18 protein-coding genes and 4 tRNA genes are annotated in these 26,094 nt (G+C 62.1%); 2 read left to right on the plus strand and 20 right to left on the minus strand.

Translation table 11 applies throughout. The features are described 5' to 3' along the window. Window positions 1-15: 15 nt before the first annotated feature. The 13 genes from rpsG to QP828_RS00550 all read right to left on the minus strand — a co-directional run bounded on the left by rpsG (window position 16) and on the right by QP828_RS00550 (window position 16,144). The gene (rpsG, locus tag QP828_RS00490; protein WP_016443110.1) at window positions 16-486 is read right to left on the minus strand and encodes a 30S ribosomal protein S7; all 471 of its coding nucleotides are present in this window, start codon (window positions 484-486) and stop codon (window positions 16-18) included. Beyond that, window positions 486-860 carry a 30S ribosomal protein S12 gene (gene rpsL, locus QP828_RS00495; RefSeq protein ID WP_016443111.1) on the minus strand — a complete coding sequence of 125 codons (375 nt, stop codon included), beginning with the start codon at window positions 858-860 and terminating at the stop codon, window positions 486-488. Before rpsL ends, rpsG begins: the two co-directional genes overlap by 1 nt. A gap of 286 nt (window positions 861-1,146) precedes the next feature. Beyond that, window positions 1,147-5,034 carry a DNA-directed RNA polymerase subunit beta' gene (locus tag QP828_RS00500; RefSeq protein WP_126134684.1) on the minus strand — a complete coding sequence of 1,296 codons (3,888 nt, stop codon included), beginning with the start codon at window positions 5,032-5,034 and terminating at the stop codon, window positions 1,147-1,149. A gap of 45 nt (window positions 5,035-5,079) precedes the next feature. Further along, window positions 5,080-8,577: a DNA-directed RNA polymerase subunit beta gene (gene rpoB / locus QP828_RS00505; RefSeq protein ID WP_274732797.1), complete on the minus strand. Its 3,498-nt coding sequence runs from the start codon at window positions 8,575-8,577 to the stop codon at window positions 5,080-5,082. Window positions 8,578-8,924: 347 nt separating this feature from the next. Next, window positions 8,925-10,181, minus strand: coding sequence for a GNAT family N-acetyltransferase (locus tag QP828_RS00510; RefSeq protein WP_274732798.1), 1,257 nt, complete (start codon window positions 10,179-10,181; stop codon window positions 8,925-8,927). A gap of 353 nt (window positions 10,182-10,534) precedes the next feature. Continuing rightward, complete coding sequence (gene rplL / locus QP828_RS00515; RefSeq protein WP_274732800.1) at window positions 10,535-10,924, minus strand: 50S ribosomal protein L7/L12; 390 nt, start codon at window positions 10,922-10,924, stop codon at window positions 10,535-10,537. 176 nt (window positions 10,925-11,100) lie between these two features. Further along, complete coding sequence (gene rplJ, locus QP828_RS00520; protein WP_016443116.1) at window positions 11,101-11,622, minus strand: 50S ribosomal protein L10; 522 nt, start codon at window positions 11,620-11,622, stop codon at window positions 11,101-11,103. A gap of 257 nt (window positions 11,623-11,879) precedes the next feature. Continuing rightward, window positions 11,880-13,211: a glycosyltransferase family protein gene (locus QP828_RS00525; protein ID WP_274732803.1), complete on the minus strand. Its 1,332-nt coding sequence runs from the start codon at window positions 13,209-13,211 to the stop codon at window positions 11,880-11,882. A 109-nt stretch (window positions 13,212-13,320) separates the two neighbouring features. Then, window positions 13,321-14,022 (minus strand): 50S ribosomal protein L1, encoded by a 702-nt coding sequence (rplA, locus tag QP828_RS00530; protein ID WP_126135016.1) that lies wholly within the window; start codon window positions 14,020-14,022, stop codon window positions 13,321-13,323. 179 nt (window positions 14,023-14,201) lie between these two features. Beyond that, window positions 14,202-14,636 (minus strand): 50S ribosomal protein L11, encoded by a 435-nt coding sequence (gene rplK / locus QP828_RS00535; protein WP_016443119.1) that lies wholly within the window; start codon window positions 14,634-14,636, stop codon window positions 14,202-14,204. Between the two features lie 222 nt (window positions 14,637-14,858). Continuing rightward, window positions 14,859-15,734, minus strand: coding sequence for a transcription termination/antitermination protein NusG (gene nusG / locus QP828_RS00540; RefSeq protein ID WP_274732806.1), 876 nt, complete (start codon window positions 15,732-15,734; stop codon window positions 14,859-14,861). A gap of 42 nt (window positions 15,735-15,776) precedes the next feature. Continuing rightward, the gene (gene secE / locus QP828_RS00545) at window positions 15,777-16,016 is read right to left on the minus strand and encodes a preprotein translocase subunit SecE (protein WP_016443121.1); all 240 of its coding nucleotides are present in this window, start codon (window positions 16,014-16,016) and stop codon (window positions 15,777-15,779) included. 55 nt (window positions 16,017-16,071) lie between these two features. Continuing rightward, window positions 16,072-16,144: transfer RNA gene (locus QP828_RS00550), tRNA-Trp, on the minus strand. Window positions 16,145-16,345: 201 nt separating this feature from the next. Between QP828_RS00550 and QP828_RS00555 the strand changes: the two genes are divergently transcribed. Next, complete coding sequence (locus QP828_RS00555; protein WP_375712910.1) at window positions 16,346-17,554, plus strand: pyridoxal phosphate-dependent aminotransferase; 1,209 nt, start codon at window positions 16,346-16,348, stop codon at window positions 17,552-17,554. A 90-nt stretch (window positions 17,555-17,644) separates the two neighbouring features. On the opposite strand, the gene phoA is transcribed toward QP828_RS00555, so the two are convergent. Together phoA and QP828_RS00565 are read right to left on the minus strand one after the other, a co-directional pair. Then, entirely contained in the window at window positions 17,645-21,433 is a 3,789-nt protein-coding gene (gene phoA / locus QP828_RS00560; RefSeq protein ID WP_274732810.1) for an alkaline phosphatase, read from the minus strand. Window positions 21,434-21,641: 208 nt separating this feature from the next. After that, entirely contained in the window at window positions 21,642-22,970 is a 1,329-nt protein-coding gene (locus QP828_RS00565; RefSeq protein ID WP_274732812.1) for a phosphotransferase, read from the minus strand. 65 nt (window positions 22,971-23,035) lie between these two features. On the opposite strand from QP828_RS00565, the gene QP828_RS00570 reads away from it, so the two are divergent. Then, window positions 23,036-24,055 (plus strand): adenosine deaminase, encoded by a 1,020-nt coding sequence (locus QP828_RS00570; RefSeq protein WP_274732813.1) that lies wholly within the window; start codon window positions 23,036-23,038, stop codon window positions 24,053-24,055. On the opposite strand, the gene QP828_RS00575 is transcribed toward QP828_RS00570, so the two are convergent. The 5 genes from QP828_RS00575 to QP828_RS00595 all read right to left on the minus strand — a co-directional run bounded on the left by QP828_RS00575 (window position 24,052) and on the right by QP828_RS00595 (window position 25,989). After that, on the minus strand, window positions 24,052-25,218 hold the full coding sequence (locus tag QP828_RS00575) for a UDP-N-acetylmuramate dehydrogenase (protein WP_274732815.1): 1,167 nt from the start codon (window positions 25,216-25,218) through the stop codon (window positions 24,052-24,054). The genes QP828_RS00570 and QP828_RS00575 overlap by 4 nt on opposite strands. Before the next feature lie 208 nt (window positions 25,219-25,426). Further along, window positions 25,427-25,597, minus strand: coding sequence for a 50S ribosomal protein L33 (gene rpmG, locus QP828_RS00580; protein WP_016443127.1), 171 nt, complete (start codon window positions 25,595-25,597; stop codon window positions 25,427-25,429). A 39-nt stretch (window positions 25,598-25,636) separates the two neighbouring features. After that, a tRNA-Met gene (locus QP828_RS00585) sits at window positions 25,637-25,710 on the minus strand. Between the two features lie 27 nt (window positions 25,711-25,737). After that, a tRNA-Thr gene (locus QP828_RS00590) sits at window positions 25,738-25,810 on the minus strand. A 97-nt stretch (window positions 25,811-25,907) separates the two neighbouring features. After that, a tRNA-Tyr gene (locus QP828_RS00595) sits at window positions 25,908-25,989 on the minus strand. Between the last annotated feature and the right edge of the window lie 105 nt (window positions 25,990-26,094).

Consider the following 26,094-nt stretch of genomic DNA (forward strand, 5'->3'; position numbering starts at 1 on the left):
AGATAACCCTGGTGATTACCAGCGGTAGTGGGCGAAGGCCTTATTGGCTTCCGCCATGCGGTGGGTATCCTCGCGGCGCTTGACAGCGCCACCAAGGCCGTTGGAGGCATCGAGGATTTCGTTGAGGAGACGTTCCGTCATGGTGTTTTCGCGACGCTGGCGCGCGAATTCCACCAGCCAGCGCAGGCCAAGGGCCGTGGAACGGCCAGCCTTGACTTCCACCGGCACCTGGTAGGTGGCACCACCAACACGGCGGGAACGCACTTCCAGCTGCGGACGAATGTTATCCATAGCGCGCTTGAGAACCGCCAGGGCATCCTGCCCGGACTTTTCCGCCACGCCTTCCATCGCACCGTAGACGATGGACTGCGCCAGGGACTTCTTGCCATCCACGAGGACGCGGTTGACCAGCTGAGTCACCAGCTGAGAATTGTAAACCGGATCGCTGACCAGCGGACGCTTCTTAACCGGACCCTTACGAGGCATTACTTCTTCTCCTTCTTGGCGCCGTAACGGGAGCGAGCCTGATTGCGGCTCTTCACGCCCTGGGTGTCAAGGGCGCCGCGGACAATCTTGTACCGCACACCGGGGAGGTCCTTCACGCCACCGCCGCGAACGAGCACGATGGAGTGTTCCTGCAGGTTGTGACCTTCACCGGGAATGTACGCCGTCACTTCGATGCCGGAGGACAGGCGAACACGGGCAACCTTACGGAGCGCAGAGTTCGGTTTCTTGGGGGTGGTGGTGAACACGCGGGTGCACACCCCACGACGCTGGGGGCTCCCCTTAAGCGCCGGGCGCTTAGGAGCGCGCTTCTTCTTCGCGCGGCCCTCGCGGACCAGCTGCTGAATTGTAGGCACTACTTCTCCTGATAGACAGATGAATATTATAACGTTTGCCAAATCTGCCCGAACGCACACCGCTCATTACGGGACGGCCGGAGGCCGCCACAACAGACCCGCAAACAGGCAACCTAAACAAGAATAGCGGTTAACACGAGGAGCCGTCAAAGCTTCGCGGGCTGAGGTGTTAGGAAACACACGGGTTGCGGGCCCGTCCCGGCTCTTCTTTGTACGACGACGCCGCAGCGGGGCGGCCACACCGTGGCCGCCCCGCTGGGAACTCCCCCGCTACCGGGGAACTTGTTTAGGAGAACATTCCGTAGCCGGCTCCGAGATCGAACTCTTGGAAGTCGGTATACGGGAAGGTGTCATCGAACATGTCGAAATCGGTGGCGGCAAAGCCGTTGTTCTTTTCGAACTCCACCCGAGCTTCGGCAGTCGGTTCGATCTTGGCCGAGCGCATCGTCTCCAGACCGGTACCGGCCGGGATGAGCTTACCGAGGATAACGTTTTCCTTCAGACCCTCGAGCGGATCGGACTTGGAATTGAGCGCGGCCTCGGTGAGGACGCGGGTGGTCTCCTGGAAGGAGGCAGCCGAGAGCCAGGAATCCGTAGCCAGGGAGGCCTTGGTAATACCCATAAGCTCCGGGCGCCCGGAGGCGGGCTTGCCGCCTTCGGCCATCGCCGCGCGGTTCTCATCTTCAAAGCGCGCCACGTCCACCAATTCGCCCGGCAGCAGTTTCGTGGTTCCCGCTTCCAGCACGGTAATACGGCGCAGCATCTGGCGCACAATAACCTCAATGTGCTTATCGTGGATTTCCACACCCTGGGAGCGGTACACGGCCTGCACTTCGGAAACGATATGTTCCTGAGCCACCCGACGGCCGGAAATACGCAGCACCTTCTTGGGGTCGACACTGCCTTCCACGAGCTGCTGGCCCACATTGACGTGGCCACCTTCGGGGACGAAGAGCTTGGCTCGCTTGGCGACCTGGTAGACAAGGTCTTCTTCGCCGTCGTCGCGCTGAATAATGAGGCGACGCACGCGTTCCCCGTCCTCGATCTGGAGGTGCCCGGCCGCTTCCGCGATCGGTGCCTCACCCTTCGGGGTACGGGCTTCGAAGAGTTCCTGCACACGGGGAAGACCCTGGGTGATGTCGTCCGCGGAGGCCGAACCACCGGTGTGGAAGGTACGCATCGTCAGCTGGGTACCCGGTTCACCAATGGACTGAGCGGCCACGATACCCACGGCCTCGCCAATATCAACGAGCTTGCCGGTGGCCATGGAGCGGCCGTAGCACTTGGCGCAGGTGCCGGTACGCGACTGGCAGGTCAGCACCGAACGCACCGATACCTGAGTGACACCGTTCTCGATGAGGTGTTCGATAATCGCATCGCCCAGATCGGTTCCGGCCGCCGCCAACACTTCGCCGTCGTCGGAAACTACATCCTTGGCCAGCGTGCGAGCGTACACCGAGGTATCCAGCTGCGGATCGGGAACGAGAGTGCCGTCCGCGCCCTTTTCTGCGATGGTCTTCAGCAGGCCGCGACTGGTCCCGCAATCGGATTCGCGCACGATAACATCCTGCGCCACGTCCACGAGACGGCGGGTAAGGTACCCGGAGTCGGCGGTACGCAACGCGGTATCCGCCAGGCCCTTGCGGGCACCGTGGGTCGCCACGAAGTATTCGAGAACCGAGAGGCCCTCGCGGTAATTCGAGGTAATCGGGCGGGGAATAATCGCTCCCTTCGGGTCAGCAACCAGACCGCGCATACCGGCAATCTGACGAACCTGTTCCCAGTTACCGCGCGCCCCGGAGGACACCATGCGGTTCACGGTGTTATCCGCGGTGAAGTTTTCACGCATCTCCACGGCGATCGCGTCCGTGACTTCGGACCAGAGATCCACGAGGTCGCGACGGCGATCCTCGTCCTCGATACGACCGGTGAGGAACTGGTTTTCGATAACCGCGGCCTTCTTTTCGGCTTCCGCCAAAATTTCCGGCTTCGATTCGGGTACGACGACGTCCGATACCGCAATGGTGGCGCCGGAGCGCCCGGCCCAGTAGAAACCGGCGGACTTCAGGGCGTCCAGCGAGGCAGCTACGTAGACCTTTTCGTAGCGTTCGGCCAGCCGATTGACGATGCCGCCCAGCACCTTCTTGTCGACCGTCTCGTTGACGTAGGGGAAGTCCACGGGGAGCGAATCATTGAAGATCGCGCGGCCCAGGGTGGTTTCCAGCAGCAGCCGATCCCCTTCTTCGAAGTTCTCCGGAGCCTTCCAGCCGCGCGGGGGAACAACATCCGCTTCGAAACGGATCTTAACCTTGGCATTGAGATCGAGACTGCCCATGTCATAGGCCATCCGCGCTTCATCAATGGAGGTGAAGGATCGGCCTTCCCCGGTGGCGCCGTCGACCTGAGATGTCAGGTAGAACAGCCCGATAACCATGTCCTGCGAAGGCATGGTCACGGGGCGCCCGTCAGAAGGCTTGAGGATGTTATTCGAGGAGAGCATGAGGATGCGGGCCTCGGCCTGGGCCTCCACGGAGAGCGGGAGGTGTACAGCCATCTGGTCGCCGTCGAAGTCTGCGTTGAAAGCGGAGCACACCAGCGGGTGCAGGCGGATAGCCTTGCCTTCAATCATGAGCGGCTCAAACGCCTGAATACCCAGGCGGTGCAGGGTTGGGGCGCGGTTGAGGAGCACCGGGTGTTCGCGCATAACCTCTTCGAGGACGTCCCACACCTCGGGGCGCTGGCGGTCGATAAAACGCTTGGATGCCTTGATATTCTTGGCGATTTCCAGGTCCACGAGGCGCTTTTGCACGAAGGGCTTGAAGAGCTCGAGAGCCATGACGCGCGGCAGCCCGCACTGGTGCAGCTTCATGGTCGGGCCCACCACGATCACGGAGCGGCCCGAGTAATCCACGCGCTTACCCAGGAGGTTCTGGCGGAAGCGGCCCTGCTTGCCCTTGAGCATATCGGAGAGCGACTTGAGGGGACGGTTGCCGGCACCCTGCACCGGGCGCCCGCGCCGGCCGTTATCGAAGAGCGCGTCCACGGATTCCTGGAGCATGCGCTTTTCGTTATTGACCATGATCTCCGGAGCACCCAGGTCAAGCATGCGCTTGAGGCGGTTATTCCGGTTGATCACACGGCGGTAGAGGTCGTTGAGATCGGAGGTCGCGAAACGGCCACCGTCCAGCTGCACCATGGGGCGCAGATCCGGCGGGATCACCGGCAGCGCATCAAGCACCATCGATTCGGGCTTGGTATCCGAGTGCAGGAAAGCGTTAACCACCTTGATGCGCTTGAGGGCGCGAGCCTTGCGCTGAGCGGTACCCGATTCGATGATCTCAACGAGGCGGTCGTGTTCGGCCTGCAGGTCGAAAGAGCGCAGCCGAGCCTGGATCGCTTCCGCACCGCGCGCGGCCTTGAAATAGTCGCCGTAGTGCGCGTCCATTTCCCGGTAGAGATCTTCGTCGCCTTCCAGGTCCCCCACCTTGAGCTTGGTGAAGCGATCCCACATGGTTTCCAGGCGCTCGAGTTCACGATCCGTATTCTTGCGGATCTTAGCGAGATCGTTATCAGCCTGGCGCTTGATCTTCTGCTTCTGGGAATCGGTGGCACCATCTTCTTCCGCCTGCGCGAGCTCCTTTTCGAGCTCCTGCTGGCGGGTTTCGAGGGTGACATCCCGGTTCTTTTCCAGGGCGCGGCGCTCCAGTTCGTATTCAGACTGGAGGGTGGGCATATCCGCGCGGCGCGCCTCTTCATCAACTTCGGTCACCATATAGGCGGCGAAGTAGATGACCTTTTCGAGGTCCTTGGGGGCCACGTCCAGGAGGTAGCCCAGGCGCGAAGGCACGCCCTTGAAGTACCAAATATGGGTGACGGGAGCGGCGAGCTCAATATGGCCCATCCGTTCGCGCCGCACCTTCGAGCGGGTGACTTCCACGCCGCAGCGTTCGCAGACAATACCCTTGAACCGCGGCCGCTTGTACTTACCGCAGGCACATTCCCAATCGCGGGTGGGCCCGAAGATCTGTTCACCGAACAGGCCGTCCTTTTCCGGCTTGAGGGTGCGGTAGTTGATAGTTTCCGGCTTCTTCACCTCACCGTGCGACCAGGCACGGATATCATCCGAGGTTGCCAGACCAATGTGGAGCTGGTCAAAACGATTAACGTCGAGCAAGATTCCTACTTCCGATGTTGTGCGCCACTAAGAAGATTTGAGAGTTTAGAAGTCGGCTCCGGTGGACAGATCCTCCAGACCGGTCTGCAGCACGGGCTCCTCCGGGCCGGCCGCAGCGCGCATACGATCTTCTTCCGCATCCTGGAGGTCAATGACCTGCCCGGAGGCGTCAAGAGCTGCCACGTTCAGGCACAGCGACCGCATTTCCTGCATGAGAACCTTGAAGGATTCCGGAATACCAGCTTCGGGGACGTTATCGCCCTTGACGATGGCTTCGTACACCTTGACGCGGCCCACGGTGTCGTCGGACTTGATCGTGAGCATTTCCTGCAGGGTGTGCGCGGCACCGTAAGCTTCCAGGGCCCACACTTCCATTTCACCGAAGCGCTGGCCACCGAATTGTGCCTTACCACCAAGCGGCTGCTGGGTCACCATCGAGTACGGACCCGTGGAGCGGGCGTGGATCTTATCATCCACAAGGTGATGCAGCTTGAGCATGTACATGTAGCCAACCGAGACCGGATCCGGGAAGGGATCGCCGGTACGTCCATCGAAAAGGCGAGCCTTGCCGAAGCGATTGACCAGGGTGTGGCCTTCCGCGTCGGGCAGGGTGGACTGCAGCAGCCCATCCAGCTCATCGGCCTGCAGACCGTCGAATACCGGAGTGGCAACCCGGGTGCCCGGGGCGGCCTTGACGGTATCTTCCGGAAGGCGCAGGGCCCATTCTTCACCCGCTTCGCGGGCGGCGCTGGCATCCCAACCGCGGGAAGCCACCCAACCCAGGTGCAATTCGTAAACCTGACCGAGGTTCATGCGGCCGGGAACGCCCAGCGGGTTGAGGATGATATCAACCGGGGTGCCATCTTCCATGAAAGGCATATCTTCCACCGGAAGAATGCGGGAGATAACGCCCTTATTTCCGTGGCGGCCGGCCATCTTATCGCCCACCGTGATCTTGCGGCGCTGGGCAATGTAAACGCGAACGGTTTCGTTGACATCCGAGGGAAGTTCGTCGTTATTTTCCTTGTCGAACTGGCGGATATCGATAACGATGCCGGATTCGCCGTGCGGGACGCGCAGCGAGGTATCGCGAACTTCCTTGGCCTTTTCCCCGAAGATGGCGCGCAGCAGGCGCTCTTCGCTGGTGAGCTCCGTTTCACCCTTGGGGGTAATCTTGCCCACGATAATATCGCCGGCGCGCACTTCCGCACCGATACGAATAATCCCGTGGTCATCGAGATGCGAGAGCATTTCCTCGGACACATTGGGGATATCGCGAGTGATTTCCTCGGGGCCGAGCTTGGTATCGCGCGCATCAACCTCGTGTTCCTCGATGTGAATCGAGGTGAGGAGGTCATCGCGCACGCAGCGCTCGGAGAGGATGATGGCGTCTTCGTAGTTGTAGCCATTCCAGGACATGAAAGCCACGAGCAAGTTCTGCCCCAGCGCAAGTTCGCCACCTTCGGTAGCTGCGCCGTCGGCAATAAGAGTGCCCGCCTCCAGGCGATCCCCGGCGGAGACCACCACGCGCTGGTTGATGCAGTTACCGGGGTTGGAACGCTCGAACTTGGACATCTTGTAGATGACATGGCGCCCGTCGTCCTGCTCGACGTGCACGGCATCGGCGTCCACTTCGGTGACCACGCCGGGGGCCGCAGCCACCGTCACGTCACCGGAGTCAACCGCGCAGCGCATCTCCCAGCCGGTACCCACGTACGGGGAAACCGGGCGGATCAGCGGCACAGCCTGGCGCTGCATATTCGCACCCATAAGGGCGCGGTTGGCGTCGTCGTGCTCGAGGAAGGGAATCATGCCGGTACCGATGGAAACCATCTGGCGCGCGGACACGTCCATGTAATCAATTTCGTCTACCGGAACGAGAGCCGGCTCGCCACCCGGAACGCGCACGAGCGCTTCTTCTTCCAGGAAGTGGCCGTCCGCATCAATAGGTGCTTCGGCCTGTGCGATATTGTGGTTGTCTTCGTCGCCGGCCTGGAGATAATCGATCTCATTCGTGACCCGACCATCGACCACGCGCCGGTAGGGCGTTTCGATGAAGCCGAAGGAATTGATCTGCGCGAAGGATGCCAGCGAACCGATGAGGCCGATGTTCGGGCCTTCCGGCGTTTCGATGGGGCACATGCGCCCGTAGTGCGAGGGGTGCACGTCGCGCACTTCCATGCCGGCACGATCACGGGACAGACCGCCCGGGCCCAGGGCCGACAGGCGGCGCTTGTGGGTCAGGCCCGCAAGCGGGTTGTTCTGATCCATGAACTGCGAGAGCTGGGATGTTCCGAAGAATTCCTTAATCGCGGCGACGATCGGGCGGATGTTGATGAGCGAGGAGGGCGTAATCGCTTCCACTTCCTGAGTGGTCATGCGTTCGCGCACCATCCGATCCAGGCGCGCCAAACCGGTGCGCACCTGGTTTTGGATGAGCTCACCAACAGCGCGCACGCGCCGGTTGGAGAAGTTGTCGATATCGTCGGTGCTCACGCGCACCGGGGTGGCACCTTCGGCGCAGAGGATGGTCGGGAATTCGCCATCCTCCCCCATGCGGTCCATGCCCTGGTGGAGGGCGAGGAGGTAGCGCAGCGCGGCGGTGATATCCGTGAGCGTGAGCTGGCGTGCGGTGTTATCTTCCGGCAGGCCCAGCTTCTTATTGATCTTGTAGCGCCCCACCTTCGCGGTGTCATAGCGCTTGGGGTTGAAGTAGAAGTTATTGAGCAAGGTGCGGCCCGCTTCCGCCGTGGGCGGTTCACCCGGGCGGAGCTTGCGGTACAGATCCTGGAGGGCTTCTTCCTGGTTGTGGACGGTGTCCTTTTCCAGGGTGTCGATGAGGATGGGGAATTCGGAGAAGGTTTCGCGAATTTCCGATTCCGTCATGCCCAGGGCCTTGAGGAATACGGTGACCGACTGCTTACGCTTGCGATCCACACGCACGCCCACCGCGTCACGCTTGTCGATTTCGAATTCGAGCCAGGCGCCGCGCGAAGGGATCACCTTGGTGTTGTAAATGTCCTTATCGGAGGTCTTATCCGCGGTGCGTTCGAAGTACACACCCGGAGAACGCACCAGCTGGGACACAACCACGCGCTCGGTACCGTTAACGATGAAAGTGCCGCGATCCGTCATGAGCGGGAAATCACCAATGAAGGTGGTCTGCGACTTGATTTCACCCGTTTCGTAGTTCTGGAATTCCGCGGTGACGTACAGGGGCGCCGAATAGGTGAGATCACGTTCGCGGCATTCGAGGATGGAATACTTCGGTTCCTCGAGATGCGGGGCGGAGAGCACCAGGCCCATGGTTTGCGCGGCGTTTTCGATCGGAGAAATTTCTTCGAAGATTTCTTCGAGCCCGGACTGAGCACCGGGGTTTTCCGCGACCCATTTATCCGAGCCGATCAGCCACCCGAAGCTATCGGTCTGGAGGCCGAGCAAATTCGGCACTTGCAGTGGTTCATGGATTTTCGCGAAAGATACGCGGTCAACAACCGGCTTGCCGTTAGATGCAGCGAGCGAGTATGTGCGCGAAGCAGCCAAAGTGGATCCTTCCCTGACGAATCTGGCAGAAGGACAATCCAGTCACCCTCACCGAAAACCGCGATATCACGCCAAAAAGCGCTGCGGAGGTGATCAAGGGCATAGGAGTGTCAACGCAAGTTTCTACACTACACGTTTTAACGGCAAGAACCAAGGCCCCCGGCCTATGCGAGGGGTCACATATAGGGATACCAGCGCGCGGTGGTACCGGTATCTCATCCGAACTTCATCGTCCGAAAGTACTTTCGCACAAGAATGGCGTACATGCAAGTGCGGGCGCGTCGAGGCAGCTCAACGCACCCCTCCACCAGCACGACGACGCCGCGGCCCCGCGTGGTCACTTTCCGCTAACGCAAGCGTTTTTCCAGGGTCACTTCAGCGCAGTATCCTTCGAAACCGTGCGCAACGTAGAGTCGGCCGGCTCCGGTGGAGCTATGGGTATCCACGTCCAATCCGACGGTGGCATACCCGGCCCGCGCCGCGTTCGTAATAACACGATCCACGAGCTGGCCACCCACTCCGCGCCCGCGCACCGCGCGCAAAGATCCGAGGTATTCGATGTACAGCTCCGTGCCGTAGTCATTCGCCAGCGCATAGCCCACCACAGCACCGGTTTCTTCGCTGTGCGCCACGACTGAGCAGTCCAGACGCATGCGCCACCCGGTGAGGAAGGAGTGCCAGGATGCGGCGTCGTAATCATAACGCCCGTAATGGTCATGGAAAGCTTCGGCATGGGCGAGGCGCAGCGGTTCTTCGTCGGCAAGCGTGGGGGCGCGGAAGCTAACTCCAGCTATGTGAGTGGCAGGAAGTTCGGCGGCCGGGCGGCGCATTACCTCGTACTTACGGGTGGGGTGATAGCCGAGCTCCCCCAGCGCCGCGTTCGTTTCCGATGCGTCATCGTCACGCGCCACCTGCACCGACAGTCCGGAATAGCGAATTTCGGAGCGCTCGGCAAGCCCGGTGGCAAGTTCCTCGCACCGGCTGAGAAGCTCCGGGAGGTACGTGAGGTCCGGGCAGGCATAACCGATATAAATATCCAAGTCATCATCTTGGTCGACGTCGCCCATAATGGACACCGTAGCGCCGGCAAGGAGGTGCTCCCCGCGGTAGAGCGCGAGGGTTTCGGTGGCCGGATCAACCTCCGGATTGGAGAGGAAATCGCGCAGATCGCGCTCGGTGTCCGAATGGAGCAGCGAAGGATCCGCCGCGCCCAGTGCGGCCCAGGCAGGGATATCACCCGGGGTGAGCGGACGCCAGCTCAGGGCTGCACTCGAACTCGGGTTCGAGCTGTTTTTCGAGCTCTGCGTAGGGTTCTGCATTGGGTTCTGCGTTGAGCTCTGCATTGGGTTCTGCGTTGAGCTCTGCATTGGGTTCTGCATTGAGCTCTGGTTTGGGCGTGATTCGGGGTTGTGATTCGTCGTCGTTTCCTGCGTCATTTTCACGTTCGTCTTCGCGTTAGTCTTCGTTGTCTTCTTCAGGCTCGCACCCGGCTTCAGATCAAGTTTCGGATCGGGCTTCGTATCTGGCTTCGTATCCGGCTTCGTATCCGGCTTCGTATCCGGCCTAGTACGCGACCTAGTACCCGGATCTGTTTCCAGGCTCACCCGTGCCAGTGTAGTCGAGAGCTTTCTTCGAAGGGCTAGCCGCGGGCGCGGCCGCCGGGCCTACAGGATGCAACACCACAACACCACACCCCACAGGATGCAACCCCACAACAGCGGGGCCCACAGGATGCAACCCCACGACATCAAAACGATTTCTTAATGTAGTTGCAGTTGCACTTTGTGAGTGGGTAGGCCGCGCTCTCCGCGATGTCGAGAAACTTCACGTGGGAGCGTATACACAAACAAGCGGATACGCCGGGGCGTATCCGCTTGTAAAACGGGGCGCGAGCACAAAGCTCGCGCCCCGCCGGCTGATTGCTCAGCCGATAAGCCGAATGACTCGGCGTGCCGTGTTACTTGAGGGTAACGGTGGCGCCGGCGCCCTCGAGGGCTTCCTTGGCCTTGTCGGCGGTATCCTTGTCCACACCTTCGAGGACGGCCTTGGGGGCCGAGTCCACGAGGTCCTTGGCTTCCTTGAGGCCGAGGGAGGTGAGTGCGCGGACTTCCTTGATGACCGCAACCTTCTTGTCGCCAGCGGCTTCGAGGACAACATCGAAGTCGGACTTTTCTTCGGTGGCGGCACCGGCGTCGCCACCGGCAGCGGCCGGAGCGGCAACGGCGGCAACGGGAGCCGCGGCTTCAACGTCGAATTCCTCTTCGAACGCCTTGACGAAATCGTTGAGCTCAACGAGGGTGAGCTCCTTGAAAGCTGCAATGAGCTCTTCGGTCGAGAGCTTAGCCATGATGGCCTTCCTTTCCGCTCTAGCGAGCAGATCTCTATCTGGCCGGCAGACTTACCTGGCCGGCAGATCTAACTGGGTGCGCGGCTGAGGGCCGCTCCGCGACGCGTATGCCGAGCCGCGAAAACTCCGAGATATTCGTGATATCCGATATCCGTAATATCTCGAGGTGGAAGCGGCTACGCAGCCGCTTCCTGCTTGGCGCGCAAGGCGTCGATGGTGCGAACGGCCTTGGTGGCCGGCGCGTTGAGTACGTACGCTGCCTGGTACATGAGCGCCTTGAGAACACCGGCGGACTTGGCCAGCAGGACTTCGCGGGATTCGAGTTCCGCGAGCTGCTTGACGTCGTCTGCGGACAGCTGAGCGCCGTCCATCACGCCGCCCTTGAGGATAAGGGCTTCGTTCTCCTTGGCGAAGGTCTTGAGAGCCTTCGCGGCTTCCGGAGCTTCACCGGTAACGAAAGCAACGGCGGTCGGACCCTGGAAGGTCCCCTCCGCTACCTCGATTCCGGCCTGCTTCGCGGCGATGTCAAGAAGAGTGTTCTTGGCGACCTTGTAGACAGCTCCACCCTGGAACGACCGGCGCAGATCTTTCATCTGGCCGACCGTCAGGCCACGGTACTCAGTAAACAGCACAGCGGTGGAGTTCTCGAAGAGCTCCTTGAGTTCCGCAATCGCTGCAGACTTATCGGTCCGTGCCATGGGGCCTCCTTCCGGTCTTACCCGCAGGATCGGCAACGAAAAAGCCCCGCGCGGTAAGGCACGGGGCTTGGATGACCTGCCGTGAGCACGGCAACATTCAGCTCTGTTCTTACCTGCGCTGGCCTCGCGGTGCGAGTTTGATCCCGTTGGAACCTGCGGTCTTTGGCATCGGATAGTCTATCGTTTTCGCGCGGCCACGCCAAGGCCGAGTAGCGTGGCTTGCCTCACGGGCGCAGCCAGGAGGTACGACGGCGCAGCTAGGCCCATACCGGCCCAGCGAGCATACACAGGTAACCCAGCGCCCCCGCACCCATGAGCACACCGCGCCAGATAGGCCGGTCAGCGAGGTGGGCGATGGCGGCTAGCGCCCCAGCCACATTGGCGATTCCGTAGCGGCGCGGAATGGAACGGAAATATAGGCCGCCGTTGATAATTTCCCGCACCTGGACCACCACGCCGACGATAAGGGGCCCGGTAGCGCCCGAAAGCCCGAGAACCCGCCCGCGCACCGAGCGCAATCCCAGCACCAGGGCAAGCAGCGGGCCAGCCAGCAATATCAGGTAGGCAGCCGTCCCCCAGATTTGGGTGGGAGCGGAGATGAGCTCCGGAGAGAAGTGATACTTCGCTCCGGGATTAGTCAGGCCATAGGGGTTGAGGAGGCTGAGAAGCAAGGTTCCGGTGCTAGCTTCACTGACCGGGGAGGTGGAAATCGCGTTAATAGCGGGCACATACCCCTCCGGGGTTCGGGCGCCCTGGATTGCATCCCAGCTCAGGTAGCAGGCCGCCACCGTGAGAATCTGAGTACCGAGCAACACCGCGAGGGGCCGCCGCTCCGCGCGCCCGAATCCGGCCACTCGCGGCCAGCAGATAGCAAGCGCGACAGGTACCAGCACGGCCAGAACTCCGGTAACGGAAATGACTCGGGAAAGGCAAATAGCTGCGGTTATAAGCGCGGGCAGCACCCAGCCGGTCTTTTTCCCCACCACGATGCGCGCGCTCAGCCAGACCGCGGCCGCACCGGCCAGCGGACCAACGGCATCGTTATGCACCATGGTGGCACTTGCCGCCACCGAGGGCACCGCCAGGAAGAAAAGCGCCGCGGCGAAGGACACCGCCGGGCTCAACCGCCACGCGCGCAGTGCGGCATAGAAGAGCCCCACGCCGACAGCCACCAGCACGGCCGAACCCAGGCGCGCCCCCGTGAGAAAGCTCAGTCCCGCCATACCGGCCAGGCGTGCGATGGCGCCGTCGACCAAAAAATACAGCGGCGGGTGGAAAGCATTGTAGTTTTCCGCACGATAGGGCCACTCCGCGGGGGCCACCTGATCCCATGCCGCGCAGGGAGGCGGGGTGATGGCCGTGCCCGCCGGGGCGTGACAGGCCCAAGCTTGACGTGCCTGCGGGGCCATCACATCCCCGGGAGCGGGAATGCTGCCGTGGGAGGCTTTGAGGGAGTAGTCCAGGTAGGTCCACTCCCCCACGGGATTGATGGACGGGTTGTGCGCGAAGGCCCAGGCCGCCCACCCCAGGCAGAGCGCCATGAGGAGGCAGGCGAGCAATGTGTCACGTACATGCGGATGGGAAGTCACGGATCTAGCCTAAAGCACGGTTACGACAAGAAAAAACGCGAAAGGCGGAGACCCCTGAGGATCCCCGCCTTTCGCGATACAGCATTACTGCCGAGCCCGCAGCTCTACCTTAGGCTTCGGCGCGAGTCTTGGCAGCGTCAATCGGAATACCCGGGCCCATCGTGGTGGACACGGTGGCCTTGAGAATGTAGCGGCCCTTCGAGGAGGACGGCTTGAGACGCATGATCTCTTCGTAAGCGGCAGCGTAGTTCTCCAGGAGCTGCTGCTCGGTGAAGGAAGTGTTGCCGATGATGAAGGGCAAGTTGGAGTTCTTGTCCACGCGGAATTCGATACGGCCGCCCTTAATATCGCTGACAGCCTTCGCCACGTCCATGGTAACGGTGCCGGTCTTGGGGTTCGGCATGAGACCACGGGGGCCGAGCACGCGGCCGAGGCGACCGACCTTGCCCATCATATCCGGGGTGGCCACAGCCGAATCGAAATCGGTCCAGCCGCCGGCAACGCGTTCAATGAGTTCGTCGCTGCCAACTTCGTCCGCGCCAGCTTCGATCGCCTGCTGGGCCCGCTCGCCCTGGGCGAAGACGATCACCCGGGCGGTCTTGCCGGTGCCATTGGGCAGGCTCACGGTACCGCGAACCATCTGATCCGCCTTACGCGGATCCACGCCGAGACGGAACACAACCTCAACGGTTGCGTCAAACTTCGTCACCGACGTTTCCTTCGCGAGGCGCATTGCCTCCGCGGGGGTGTAGAGCACGCCGTCCGCAATCTTTTCTGCTGCGGCGCGGTATGCCTTCGAGCGCTTTGCCATTTCTGCTTCTCCTTTAGTGCAGGTGTGGTCAACGAGCCTGCGTGGCCCTTCCACGGTTCCGCGCGGGAACCTGCAGACGCTGAGAGCGCGGTTGCTCGATGCTCTCAGGTCCGGTTAAGTTGTGATCTCGGTTCGTGGTGGAACGACGGCGCCGCCCCGCCAACAACTCAGCTATCTATTTAGATAGCGTCCGAGGTGATGCCCATAGAGCGGGCGGTGCCGGCAATGATGCGGGCGGCGTTATCAATGTCATTCGCATTGAGATCCGGCTCCTTGATCTTCGCGATTTCGCGAAGCTGGTCAGCCGTGAGGTGCCCAACCTTCTGGGTGTGCGGAGTGGGAGAACCCTTCTGCACCCCGGCAGCCTTCTTAATGAGCTGCGCCGCCGGCGGGGTCTTGAGAACGAAATCAAATGTGCGGTCCTCGTAGACGGTGATTTCCACCGGGACGATGTTTCCGCGCTGGGATTCGGTCGCGGCGTTGTACGCCTTCGTGAACTCAACAATGTTCACGCCGTGCTGACCGAGAGCCGGACCAACCGGCGGGGCCGGGGTGGCCTGGCCGGCAGGAATCTGTAGCTTAATGAAGCCTGCAACCTTCTTCTTCGGTGCCATATCTGGTCCTTTTCTCATTGAACAGCCGTCGCAATGGCTAGCGACGGCACGCCTATCTATATTACGGGAAAGTGAGCGATGCACAAAGCCCCGCCCGTGTGAGACACACCGCGGAGCTTATGCAAAATGACGCGCGATACGTGCAGGTTTTCTCAAAACGGGCACGCCTATACGCACTCACGAGTATAAAAGTACGACGACGGCGCAGCGGCCAGGAGGGCGTTAGTCTTCCTTGCGCACCTGGGCGAAGGAGAGCTCCACCGGGGTTTCCTGGCCGACGAGGGTCATCATAACGGTGAGGCGCTGGTTTTCGGCGTCGATCTCCGAAACGGTGGCCGGCATCCCGGCCCACGGTTCGGCGGTGAGGGTAACCGGATCGCCCACCTCGAAGGGAGCGATGGTTTCCGGGGCCGCGCCGGTGGGCAGGCCCGCCGCGCGCGCTTCGTCCGCCGCGGCGGCTTCCACCACGGGAGTCAGCATGGTGACAACCTCATCAAAGGTGAGGGCCACCGGGGTACGACCATTGCCCACGAATCCGGTGACGCCGTTGGTGGACTGCACCACGCGCCAGGAATCATCGGTGAGATTCATGCGAATAAGCACGTAACCGGGCATGCGCACTCGGGACACGAGCTTGCGCTGCCCGCGGCGCACTTCGAAGACTTCTTCCATGGGGACTTCGATCTGGAAGATGTAGTCCTCCATGTTCATGGAGACGAGACGGACTTCCAAGTCCTGCTTGACGCGCTTTTCGTAACCGGAGTACGTATGGAGCACGTACCAGCGGCCTTCCAGGCCCTTGAGCTTGGCTCGCACCTCTTCTTCGGTGACGATGCCGTCCTTCTTCTTGTCCTTCTTGGAAGAACGGGGAGCGGCATCCGCGGCGGGTGCAGGGGCCTCGGTTTCGGAGGACTCGTCAGTTTCCGCGGCGGCTCCGGGAGCTTCTTCAAGAGTGGCACCGGCGGTTTCTTCCGCGGCTACAGCTTCCGAGGTGGTGGTATCGGTGAGGGAATCCGCGCTGGGAGCAGCCTCCGCAGCAGGCACGGTGGCACCCGGTTCCATAAAAAGATCGCCGTGTTCGGTAACGTTCTCAGACACGCTGTTCCCTCACTGTTCTTGGGGCCGGCCCTGGTTCTGGACCTACCCGAAGATCCAGACGGTGGCGCGACCGAAAATAAGATCGAAGATTCCGATAAAGACCATCACGGCGAGAATGAAGAGCACCACCGTGGTGAACAGCTGCCCCAGTTCCTCCCGGGAGGGGCGTTGGACGCGCTTCAATTCACCGAAGATTTCGTGGAAGAACTGCGCGAGCCGGGCAAAGAAACCCTTCTTCTCCGCAGCGCCCTTGGAGGACTTGGATGCTGCAACTTCCTTCACAGTGCGTCCTTTTCCTCGTCGTAACAATGCCCCGTCAGTATTGGCGGGGCAGGAGCAGGGTAGGAGGGACTCGAACCCCCAACCGCCGGTTTTGGAGACCGATGCGCTACCAATTGCGCCACTACCCTAGGTTGGCAACTCCACCATTATGCCTGAAACCGGAACGCTCCGCGAGCGCCGGCCGCCAGGTGGACGTTGGTGCATCACGACCGTAAGGCCGTCATACCCGGAATAGCATAGTCGATAACGCTCCGGACGTCCACTTCCGTCCCTGTCCTTGGAGAAAGGTCACAGCTCCATCCAGAACAGTGTTTAATGGGAGGGTGAGTATTACACCGACGTCGAAGACCCCGCGCCGCGTTTCTGCGCGCCTGGAAGCACTTGCGCCCTCCGCCACTCTCGCGGTGGATGCCCGCCAGCGTGAGCTGCGGGCGGCCGGCCGCCCCATTATTTCCTTCGGGGCCGGGGAACCGGACTTCCCCACCCCGGCTCATATCGTGGCCGCAGCGGCCGCCGCCACCGGGGATATCCGGAATCACAAGTATTCCGATCCCAATGGCTTGCCGGAACTGCGCGAGGCGATTTGCGCCAAAGTCGCGTTCGATGCGAAGGTGCGGATTTCCCCGGGCGACGTCGTCGTTACTAACGGCGCCAAGCAAGCGAACTTTGAAGCCTGGGCGGCGCTTATCGACCCGGGCGATAACGTGCTCCTCCCCTCCCCCTACTGGGTGACCTACCCGGAAGTCATTAAGCTCTTCGGCGGTACCGTCACCGAGGTGTACGCGCCCCCGGCGCAGGGCTTCAAAGTGAGCGTGGCGCAGCTCGAAGCGGCCCGCACCGATAAGACGAAGGCGCTGCTGCTGTGCTCACCCACCAACCCCACCGGGGCGGTCTATAGCGCCGCGGAAGTGCGCGCCATCGGTGCCTGGGCCCTCGAGCACGGGATTTGGCTGGTGGTCGATGAAATTTACGAACACCTCACTTACGACGGGGTACGCACGGCCTACCCGCTGGCCGAAGTTCCCGAACTGGCCCAGCAAACCCTCGTTATCGGTGGGGTCTCGAAGTCTTTCGCCATGACGGGGTGGCGGGTTGGCTGGCTTTACGGCCCCTCGGACGTCATCGCCGCGGTCAAACGGGTGCATTCGCATCTGACCGGGAATATCAATAATGTGGCGCAGCGTGCCACCATCGCCGCACTCACCGGCCCGCGCGACCGCATTGAGGAGATGCGCGCGGGCTTCGCGCGGCGCCGCAGCCGCATCGTCAGCGAACTGGCCAGTATCGACGGGGTGAACGTTGCGCCCCCGGATGGCGCTTTCTATGTTTTTGCCGACGTCGCAGGCCTGCTGGGCGGGACGGGCCCCCGCCGCGCCACGAGCTCCCTGGAACTGGCCGATCAGCTTCTCAGCGATATTAATGTGGCCGCGGTGCCCGGGGAGGCTTTCGGGGTAGGCGGCTTCCTGCGCTTCTCCTACGCGCTCTCCGATGTCGAGCTGGCCGAAGGCATGGCGCGACTGCGCGAGTACTTCGCCTAACAGCCTTCTTTTCAATACTGTGGGCCGCGACGTTTCCGCCGCGGCCCACAGTGTTGTTACCCGTTAGTCAGGCAAGTTTAGCGCTGGTATTTAGCGCCGCACCGCCGGAGTGTCGGTGCCGTTACCGTCCCAGTCACCGACGAAGAGTTCGTCAGCAACGCGCCCGTAATGGAGCGTGAGATCGGCCGGTCCTGCATTGAGGGAGTTCTTCACGAGCAGCGCGTTGCCGCGGCGCACCGCGAAGGTGTCCGTGCCATTACCGTCGAAATCTCCGGTGAAGACTTCATCGGCGGCTTTACCGTAGGAGAACTGGGTATCGGCGTTCCCCGAGACAATGGTGTTCTTGACGAAGATAACGTTGCCGCGGTGCACCGCGAAGCTATCCTTGCCATCCCCATCCCAGTCACCGACCAGCGGGGTGTCCCCGTAGCGGCCGTAGCTGATAACTTCATCCGCGTCCCCGCTCTTGAGCGAGTTCGCTACGTAGAAAGTATTGCCGCGCTGGACCGCGAAGGTATCCTTACCGTCGCCATTCCAGTCACCCACGAGCACGGTGTCCCCGGCCTTACCGTAGGAGAATTCAACGGGCGCCTTACCACCCTGGAGAGTATCGGAAACGTAGAAGGTATTGCCGCGGCGTACCGCGAAGCTATCCTTGCCATCCCCGTTCCAGTCACCCACGAATACGTCGTCGCCGGCGCGTCCGAAGCTGAACACAGCTTGGGCCACGGTGGCCGTCCAGTTGTTGGAGACGTAGAAGGTGTTTCCGTTATCGGAAGGCGTTACCGGAGCGCTGGGATCCGGGGTGGGATCCACGGTCGGATCCGGAGTCGGATTGACGGTCGGATCAACACTGGGATCAACGCTCGGCTCCACGCTCGGATCCGGCTTCGCACCTTCCTTAACGAACTGGTTGACAACCGGCTGCGATTCCTTATCCAGGCCGAGCGCATTCGCCACGGTGTAGTGGAGGTCGGTCTGGTCGGTACGCCCGATCACGTTTTCTGCGCCCGGACCCGAGGCCGCGATACGCAGCTGCGCGCCGGTGTGGCCCTGGCCGCCGCGCGCCACCTCATTGGAGGCCGCGGTGTTGTAGGACATCTGCATATAATCGCCATCCACCGTCTTGAGGATGGTGTTCACGCCCGAGGTGGTGCTTCCCACCCCCACGATCTGCGAGGTGTGAGCGTGATCGGCAGTCACGAGGATAAGGGTGGGCTCGCCATTCTCCTTGGCCCAGCGCTGCGCCACCGCAACGGCCTGATCCAAATCATCCAGCTCACCAATCTGACCGCAAGCATCCGCGCCGTGATCAGCCTTATCAATCGAGGCGGCTTCCACCTGGAGGAAGAATCCGGTGTCGTTCTTGAGCAGATCCATGGACTTTTGGGTCATGGCCGCCAGGGTGGGAACATCGGCGGTGCGCTTCGGGTTGATCGTGCAGGTCTCGTAGTTTTCCGGTTTACCCGGAGTCGGGACCGACTCGTTGAACATGCGCGGCATATTACCGGGGGTGAAGAGGCCAAGGACCGGCTTATCCTGGTTGGCTTCGGTCAGGGCAGCCATCTGCTCCGCCGTCGTCACAATCTGGAAATCGTTATCACGCGCGTTTTCCAGCACGGACTTACCGGCCGTCCACCGCGTCGTCTCACCCCAGGTACCGGACACCTGGACTTCGGCGTCGAAGTACTTCGCGCCACCGCCCATCGTCACGTCCGCGCGGGTATCCACGAGCTGTTCGGAAATCGAGCCCATTCCGCCATTTTCACGCAGATCCGAGCCCTTGGCGGGTTTCGCGTTCCCGGAGGGAGCGTAATGCGAGCGACTGGTCACGTGGGCACCCATCACCGCCGGGGTCGCATCCTGCACTTCGGAGGTGGTGATATTACCGGTCTTGAGCCCGGCCCGCTTCGCCTTCTCCAGGAGGTTCTCCTGGGGCTTTTGCGCCAGGTCCACGCCGATAGCGCCGTTGTACGTCTTCGTGCCGGTAGCCCAGGCGGTGCCCGAAGCGGCCGAATCGGTCACGTAGTTAATGGCGCCGTCGCGGTCAATGGAGAAGTGGGTGTAGGAACCGGTGTACTCGAGGTTATCGATACCGGGCAGGCGCCCGTTCGCACCGTAGAGGTAGTTGCGGGCAGAGGTGATTTCCGAATCACCCATCCCGTCACCGATGAAGAGCACCACGTTCTTAGCCTTGGCATCCGAACGCTGCTCGCCGTTCTTCCCGTACTGGGCGAAGTCACCGGGGGCCGGCACGGTCACCTTGCCGTTTTCGTCCACGGCGATGGCCATCTTAGCCCCGCCGGCGACCGGCTTGGCCAGTTCGGCATCGCTGGCAGCGGTGGAGGCTTCGGCGTTGAGCGACAGCGCATTACCGATGGTGTAGAAGAGGTCGGTTTGGTCGGTTTGGCCCAGCACGTTTTCTTCGCCGGGGCCGTAGGCCGCCACGCGCAGCTGCGCACCGGTGTGCTGCTGGGAACCGGCATTAGTGCCGTCCTCACGCACCGGAGTGGTGCCGTAGAGGATGGACATCGGGGAACCATCGGCGGTGGTCAGGCGGGTCACGGGGCCCACGTGGTCGTCGCCGTCGGACACAATCTGCGCGGTATGCGAGTGATCCGCGGTCACGATAACGAGGGTCTGACCGTCCTTCTTCGCGAAGTCCAGGGCGACCTTGGTGGCCTGGTCGAGGCGATCAGTTTCCCCGATCTGCCCGCAAGCATCCGAAGCGTGATCGCGCTTGTCAATGGAGGCGGATTCGACCTGGAGGAAGAAGCCCTTTTCCGCGCTCGGATCATCGAGGAGCTCGATGGCCTTGCGGGTCATATCCACTAGCTCGGGCTGGGTGCCAATATCCTGCTTTTCGCAGGTGAGCGGATCGGCCTTGGCCCCGCCCACCTTCGCCTGGGAGGACTTGTACGCGGTGGTCATATTCGAGGGAGCGAAGAGTCCGAGAACCGGGGACTCCTGGTTTGCCTTGGTGATTCCCGCGAGTTCATCCGCGGTGGTTGCCACCTGGAAACCGTTCGCGCGGGCGTTATCAACAACCGACTTATTGGCTTCCCACTGGGTGTTGTACTTGGCCGCGCCCTCGAGGAAGGGGTTGGTGTTTCCGGAGGCCGTGGTCACCGTGGCATCGAAGTACTTCGCACCGCCACCCAGGGTGACATCGGCGCGGGTGTCCACAATTTGCTCCGAAATGGAGCCGAGCCCGCCGTTTTCCCGCAGATCCGCGCCCTTGGCCGGCTTCGACTTCCCGGAGGGAGCGTAGTAGCTGCGGCTGGTGGAATGCGCACCCATCACGGCCGGGGTGGCATCTTGAATATCGGAGGTGGTCACGTTGCCGGTACGCATTCCGGCATTCTTGGCCTGCTCAATGAGGTTCTGCACCGGTTTGCCGGCCAGATCCACGCCGATAGCTCCGTTGTACGTCTTCGTACCGGTGGCCCAGGCGGTACCCGAGGCGGCCGAATCAGTCACGTAATTGAAAGAACCATCCTTATTGACCGAATGGTGCGTGTACATGCCTTCAGAGGTGAGCTCATCAATACCTTCAAAACGCCCCGAGGCGCCCTTGAGGTAGTTGCGGGCCGCGGTAATTTCCGACTGGCCCATGCCGTCACCAATAATGAGGATAACGTTGCGGGCCTTGGCGTTGGAACGCCCCTGGCCCGCCTTACCGAATTGCGCGCAATCACCGGGTTTGGGCGGAATAACGTTTCCTTGCGAATCGAAAATTACGCAGTTTTCCGGCCCGTTTGCGGTGCGGTAGGTGGTGTTTTCCGCCGAAGCGGCACCTCCCGCGAGCGCCGAGAAGCCGACCGCGGCAACAGCTGCTGCTGCCACCGCGCGCCGGGCAGTGAAATGTGAGGATCCCATTGTCCTTTTATCCCTTCTAACAGAACGTGGGCCCTCCTAGATTCACTTAATTCATTTACCAGAAAGCAATCAGAATGTAACGCGGAGGTTAACAGTGCGTGGGATATGCGGTGGGTGCGCGGTACGCGCGTGAATATTCAGGCACGCACTACGGACGGTCATAGCGACGACGCCGCCCGCCGGCCGGCGAGCGCATCGGGCGCGCATGCTATCCGCGCAAGTAGGCATTCCCCCCATATCCGGCCAGGTAACGAGCCCGGGAAAGCCAATGTTCGGCTTCGCGCAGCCTCCCGAGGGCATCGTGTTCCCAGCGGGTGCCGTCGGTGCGCGCGGCCCCAGCAACAAGGGAGAGGGTCACTCCGGCAGCCCGCGCGTATACGGGGGCGGCAGGTAAACGCTGTTCTAGTAGGGCGCACCACTGCCCCAGGATGGAACGCAGGTGCGGATAGGCGGTCGGAGCCAGGTGAGGCAGCACGCTCATATGCCCGAGCAAGCAGGCCCAGTCATCGGCGCGATACCCCGGGCCAAGGGAATCCACATCAATAACCCCCGCGATCCACCCGGTTGGCGCGGGGGCGGGGGTGGATGCGGGAGCGGGCGCGAATGCTGGAGCGGGCGCGAATGCTGGAGCGGACGGGCCGCGCTGCACGAAAATATTGGCTTCGTAGAAGTCTCCGTGCACGGGCACGATGGGTCCGGGATCGAGGCTAGCCATCATCTGCGTCACCCCGCTGGCTACCGCGTGGGCACGAGCTGCGATACCGGGGAGCGCAACCGCGGCAGCGTGCGCGTAGTGGCCTACCCGGTCCGCCCAAGCCGGCCGGTGGGTGAGGTGGACGGCCGCGGCCGGCAGGCTTTCTTGGAGATTCCAGAGGGTGTCGAAAAGCGCGATGCTGTGCTCCCCCAGCCCGCGTGCCAGCCAATTCGCCAGCGGTTCGCCCGGGAGGGTAGAGATAAGGACGAGGCCGCTCGGGTCTTCGCGCACCACCCGCGGGGCCAGCACCCCGGCTTCCCCGAGCATGCGATGGCGTTTGGCCAGGGATTGCGCGGCGGGCGGGCGCAGCACCTTCGCGAATACGCTTCCGCCACTGCGGGTGGTGACTTTGACGACGGCGCGCCTGGTAGGCCGGTAGCTCTTGAGCTCGACCGCAGCTTTTTCTCCCAAAAATGCCGATATCCGGCTCGGGGTGACGGCCAGCGGCAAGGCGGGTAGCTCTGGATCATTGGGGTATTCCCACACCCAGACGGCGGTGTCCCGGTGGGTGAGGCGAACGAGGGTCGGGGTGAAGGTTTGAGAGAGCTGCGCGGTGGAGGCGCAGAGGTATTTTTCCCGCGGGCTACCGGTGGGACGCCCGCCTTCTCCACGCGCGCGGGCGGTCACGGTGTAGCTGACCGTCACTCCGGCCCCGGGGCGGTGATTGACGCGGTGGACCGCCCAGGAACTGAGCTGCCAAGCGGGAAGCGCGGTGGCGAGCATCGACCCGGCGTCCGGGCCGGTGAGCAGCGCCAAATCAGCACTTTCCGAAGATGCAGCCATAGAACAATAGTGCCGCATCCACCCCGGTGGCACAATGCGGGCGCGCGGCGTGGGAAGATGGAGGGGTGCGTGACCTTGCAGCCCTCCCCAAAGCCCATGTGCATCTGCACTTCACCGGCTCGCTCAGCGTGCCCAGCCTCGTGGATATGGCCCGGAGCGCCGGCGTGCGCCTGCCCGAGAACCTGACCGATAACGTGGCGATGCAGGTGCCCGCGGACCAGCGGGGATGGTTCCGATTCCAACGTGCCTATGATGCTGCGCGCGCCGTCGTACGATCCGAAGAAGCAATGCGGCGTATCGTACGCGAAGCAGCTCGAGCCGACCGGGCGGAAGGATCACGCCGCCTGGAAATTCAAATCGACCCGACCTCCTACGCACCCTACGTTGGCGGTATTACCCCGGCCCTCGAAATTGTCCTAGACGAGGCGAAAGCGGCCACCCGGGATACCGGTGTTGATATCGGGGTCATCGTGGCGGCCTCGCGTACCCGCCATCCCCTTGATGCCCGCACCCTGGCCCGCCTGGCAGCCCGCTACGCCGGGGACGCCCCCGGTGAGGTCGTGGGTTTCGGGCTCTCCAACGATGAGCGGCGCGGGCGCACCGCGGAATTTGAGGCAGCTTTCCGCATCGCTAGGCGAGCCGGCCTGCGTTCGGTTCCCCACGGCGGGGAATTGCTCGGCCCTGAGCATCTGCGCGAAGTCATCACGCACCTGAATCCGGACCGGCTCGGGCACGGGGTACGGGCCGCCGAGGATCGCCGCCTCATTGCCGAAATTGTGGAGCGCGGGATCGCGCTGGAAGTCTGCCCTGCCTCGAATGTGTCGCTCGGAGTGTTCCGGGAAAATGAGGATGTTCCCCTGCGCACCCTCTTCGATGCCGGGGCGCTCATTGCCCTGGGTGCCGATGACCCGCTACTCTTCCTGGCCCGCCTCAACGACCAGTACGATATTGCGCGCCGGCAGGGTTTTTCCGATTCCGAACTGGCCGAATTGGCCCGGCGTTCCATCCGGGCCTCCTTCGCCTCGGCCTCCGCTAAGCGCACCTGGCTCGCGGAGGTTGATGCGTGGCTGGAGGCAGATAACTAAGCCTCGAGGCCGCCGAGCACCACCGGTTCGGGGTGGAGGACCACCCCGAAAGCTTCTTTCACACCCGCCTGGATTTCCCGGGCGAGGGCGCGTAACTGGGAACCGGTAGCTCCCCCGGCATTGGTGAGCGCCAGGGTGTGCTTGGAGGAGAGCCGCGCCGGGCCGTGCCCGTAGCCGCGGGTGAACCCGGCGTGCTCAATCAACCACGCGGCGGACGTTTTGACCAGCCCATCGACCACCGGAACACCGCCGCTCAGGGTTGCGTGCGCGGCGTCGTGCACCTCATACCGCGGGGCATCGTGCGGAAGTCGCTGCGCGTGCGCGGTAGTGAGCACCGGGTTGGTAAAGAAGGAACCGCAGGAGTAGGTATCGCGGTCGGCGTTATTGAGGACCATACCTTTGCCGGCGCGCAAGTCCAGCACCGCCTCGCGCACCCGGTCCGAAGGCACCCGCGCCCCGAGCTCCACCCCGAGGTGGCGAGCCAGCTGGGCGTAGCCGATGGGATCGGACACATTCGAAAGTTTCGTTTGGAAGGTTACCTCGAGGACGATATAGCGCGGGCTAGGCCCGTATTCCCCAATGGTTTCCTTGAGGATCGAGGTGCGATACCCCAGGCGCATATCCGCAAGAAACAGGGTGCGGATGCGTTCTTCGCGCCGGTCATAGACCTTGAGACGCGCGAGCGTAGCCGCTACTTCCTGCCCGTAGGCCCCGATATTCTGCACCGGCGCCGCCCCAACACTCCCGGGGATACCAGAAAGCGCCTCAAAACCGCCCCAGTCCTGGGAGATCGCGTGGACCACGAGGTCATCCCACGGAGTTCCGGGCAGCACGGAGAAATTCGCGCCTTCGCAGCTACCCAGCGAGTCCAGCACAATTCCAGAGCGCATATCGCGCAGCACAATCCCGTCGAAATGGCTATCGGCCGGGAGGATATTCGAGCCGCCCCCGATCATGAGGAGCGGGATGCCGCTCGCGTCCGCGCGGCGCACGGTATCCACCACCTCAGCTTCGGTGGTGGCTTCAACGAGTTCGGTGAACGTACCGCCCACGCCGATGGTGGTGAGTTCAGCGAGGGTGCTTGCGCCGCGGCGGGCTCGGGTGGAGAGAACCGGCGCGCTCACGTGATGCGGTTCGGGAGGTTCGGGAAGAGTACAGCTCATTGTTCTAGCCTACGGCTTTAGCGGCGACGGCGCAGCTGTGGCCCGCGCGCTGCCGGAACGACGGCGCAGCTGTGGCCCGCGCGCTATCGGAACGACGGCGCAGCCCGGGCCACCGGAAAAGCAAAAAGGGAAGCCATTGAGGCTTCCCTTGAGCTGTGCCATCCCAACCGGGCTAAGCCCGGTGAGAGACCATCACACCACCGCGCTTTTAGCGGGTTTCGCGATGGTTCGTGGAGGCATTGCACCGCGAGCAGTACTTCTTGAGCTGCAGACGATCCGGATCGTTGCGGCGGTTCTTCTTCGTGATGTAATTGCGTTCCTTGCACACCTCGCAGGCGAGGGTGATCTTGGGACGCACGTCAGCAGACTTGCTAGCCATTCCTTTTTCTCCTCAAGGTTGTGCCCTACTGGTAGTCAGTAGCGGGGGCGGGGATTGAACCCGCGACCTCACGATTATGAGTCGTGCGCTCTGACCATCTGAGCTACCCCGCCTCATGTCACCGCATGAGGCGGCAACGGAGCCCCGAAAGAGAATCGAACTCTTGACCTTCTCCTTACCATGGAGACGCTCTGCCGACTGAGCTATCGGGGCGATGCCGATTTCGCAACGAGTACCAAGCTTACTCGATTCACGCTGAAAAACCAACAGTGAGAGAAATGTGAAACAGATCAACCATTTCGACATTTCGTGGCGGGTGTAGGATTCGAACCTACGAAGCGTAACGCATCTGATTTACAGTCAGGTCCCTTTGGCCGCTCGGGAAACCCGCCAATATAACTTCCGAAGAAGTATTTATCACCCGCGGAAGAAAGGCTAACTCACCGCCCTTCCGTAAGGCACCAGATGAGATTACCCAGGGAGGAAAGTTACTGTCA

This window comes from Actinotignum sanguinis, from assembly GCF_030230305.1.
Classification (GTDB): domain Bacteria; phylum Actinomycetota; class Actinomycetes; order Actinomycetales; family Actinomycetaceae; genus Actinotignum; species Actinotignum sanguinis.

Excerpts from the sequence above, each read along its gene's own strand:
- rplA (WP_126135016.1), bottom strand. The coding sequence starts at position 14,022 with ATGGCAAAGCGCTCGAAGGCATACCGCGCCGCAGCAGAAAAGATTGCG.
- rpsG (WP_016443110.1), bottom strand. The coding sequence starts at position 486 with ATGCCTCGTAAGGGTCCGGTTAAGAAGCGTCCGCTGGTCAGCGATCCG.
- rplJ (WP_016443116.1), bottom strand. The coding sequence starts at position 11,622 with ATGGCACGGACCGATAAGTCTGCAGCGATTGCGGAACTCAAGGAGCTC.
- QP828_RS00565 (WP_274732812.1), bottom strand. The coding sequence starts at position 22,970 with ATGGCTGCATCTTCGGAAAGTGCTGATTTGGCGCTGCTCACCGGCCCG.
- rplL (WP_274732800.1), bottom strand. The coding sequence starts at position 10,924 with ATGGCTAAGCTCTCGACCGAAGAGCTCATTGCAGCTTTCAAGGAGCTC.
- rpmG (WP_016443127.1), bottom strand. The coding sequence starts at position 25,597 with ATGGCTAGCAAGTCTGCTGACGTGCGTCCCAAGATCACCCTCGCCTGC.
- QP828_RS00575 (WP_274732815.1), bottom strand. The coding sequence starts at position 25,218 with ATGAGCTGTACTCTTCCCGAACCTCCCGAACCGCATCACGTGAGCGCG.
- rplK (WP_016443119.1), bottom strand. The coding sequence starts at position 14,636 with ATGGCACCGAAGAAGAAGGTTGCAGGCTTCATTAAGCTACAGATTCCT.
- phoA (WP_274732810.1), bottom strand. The coding sequence starts at position 21,433 with ATGGGATCCTCACATTTCACTGCCCGGCGCGCGGTGGCAGCAGCAGCT.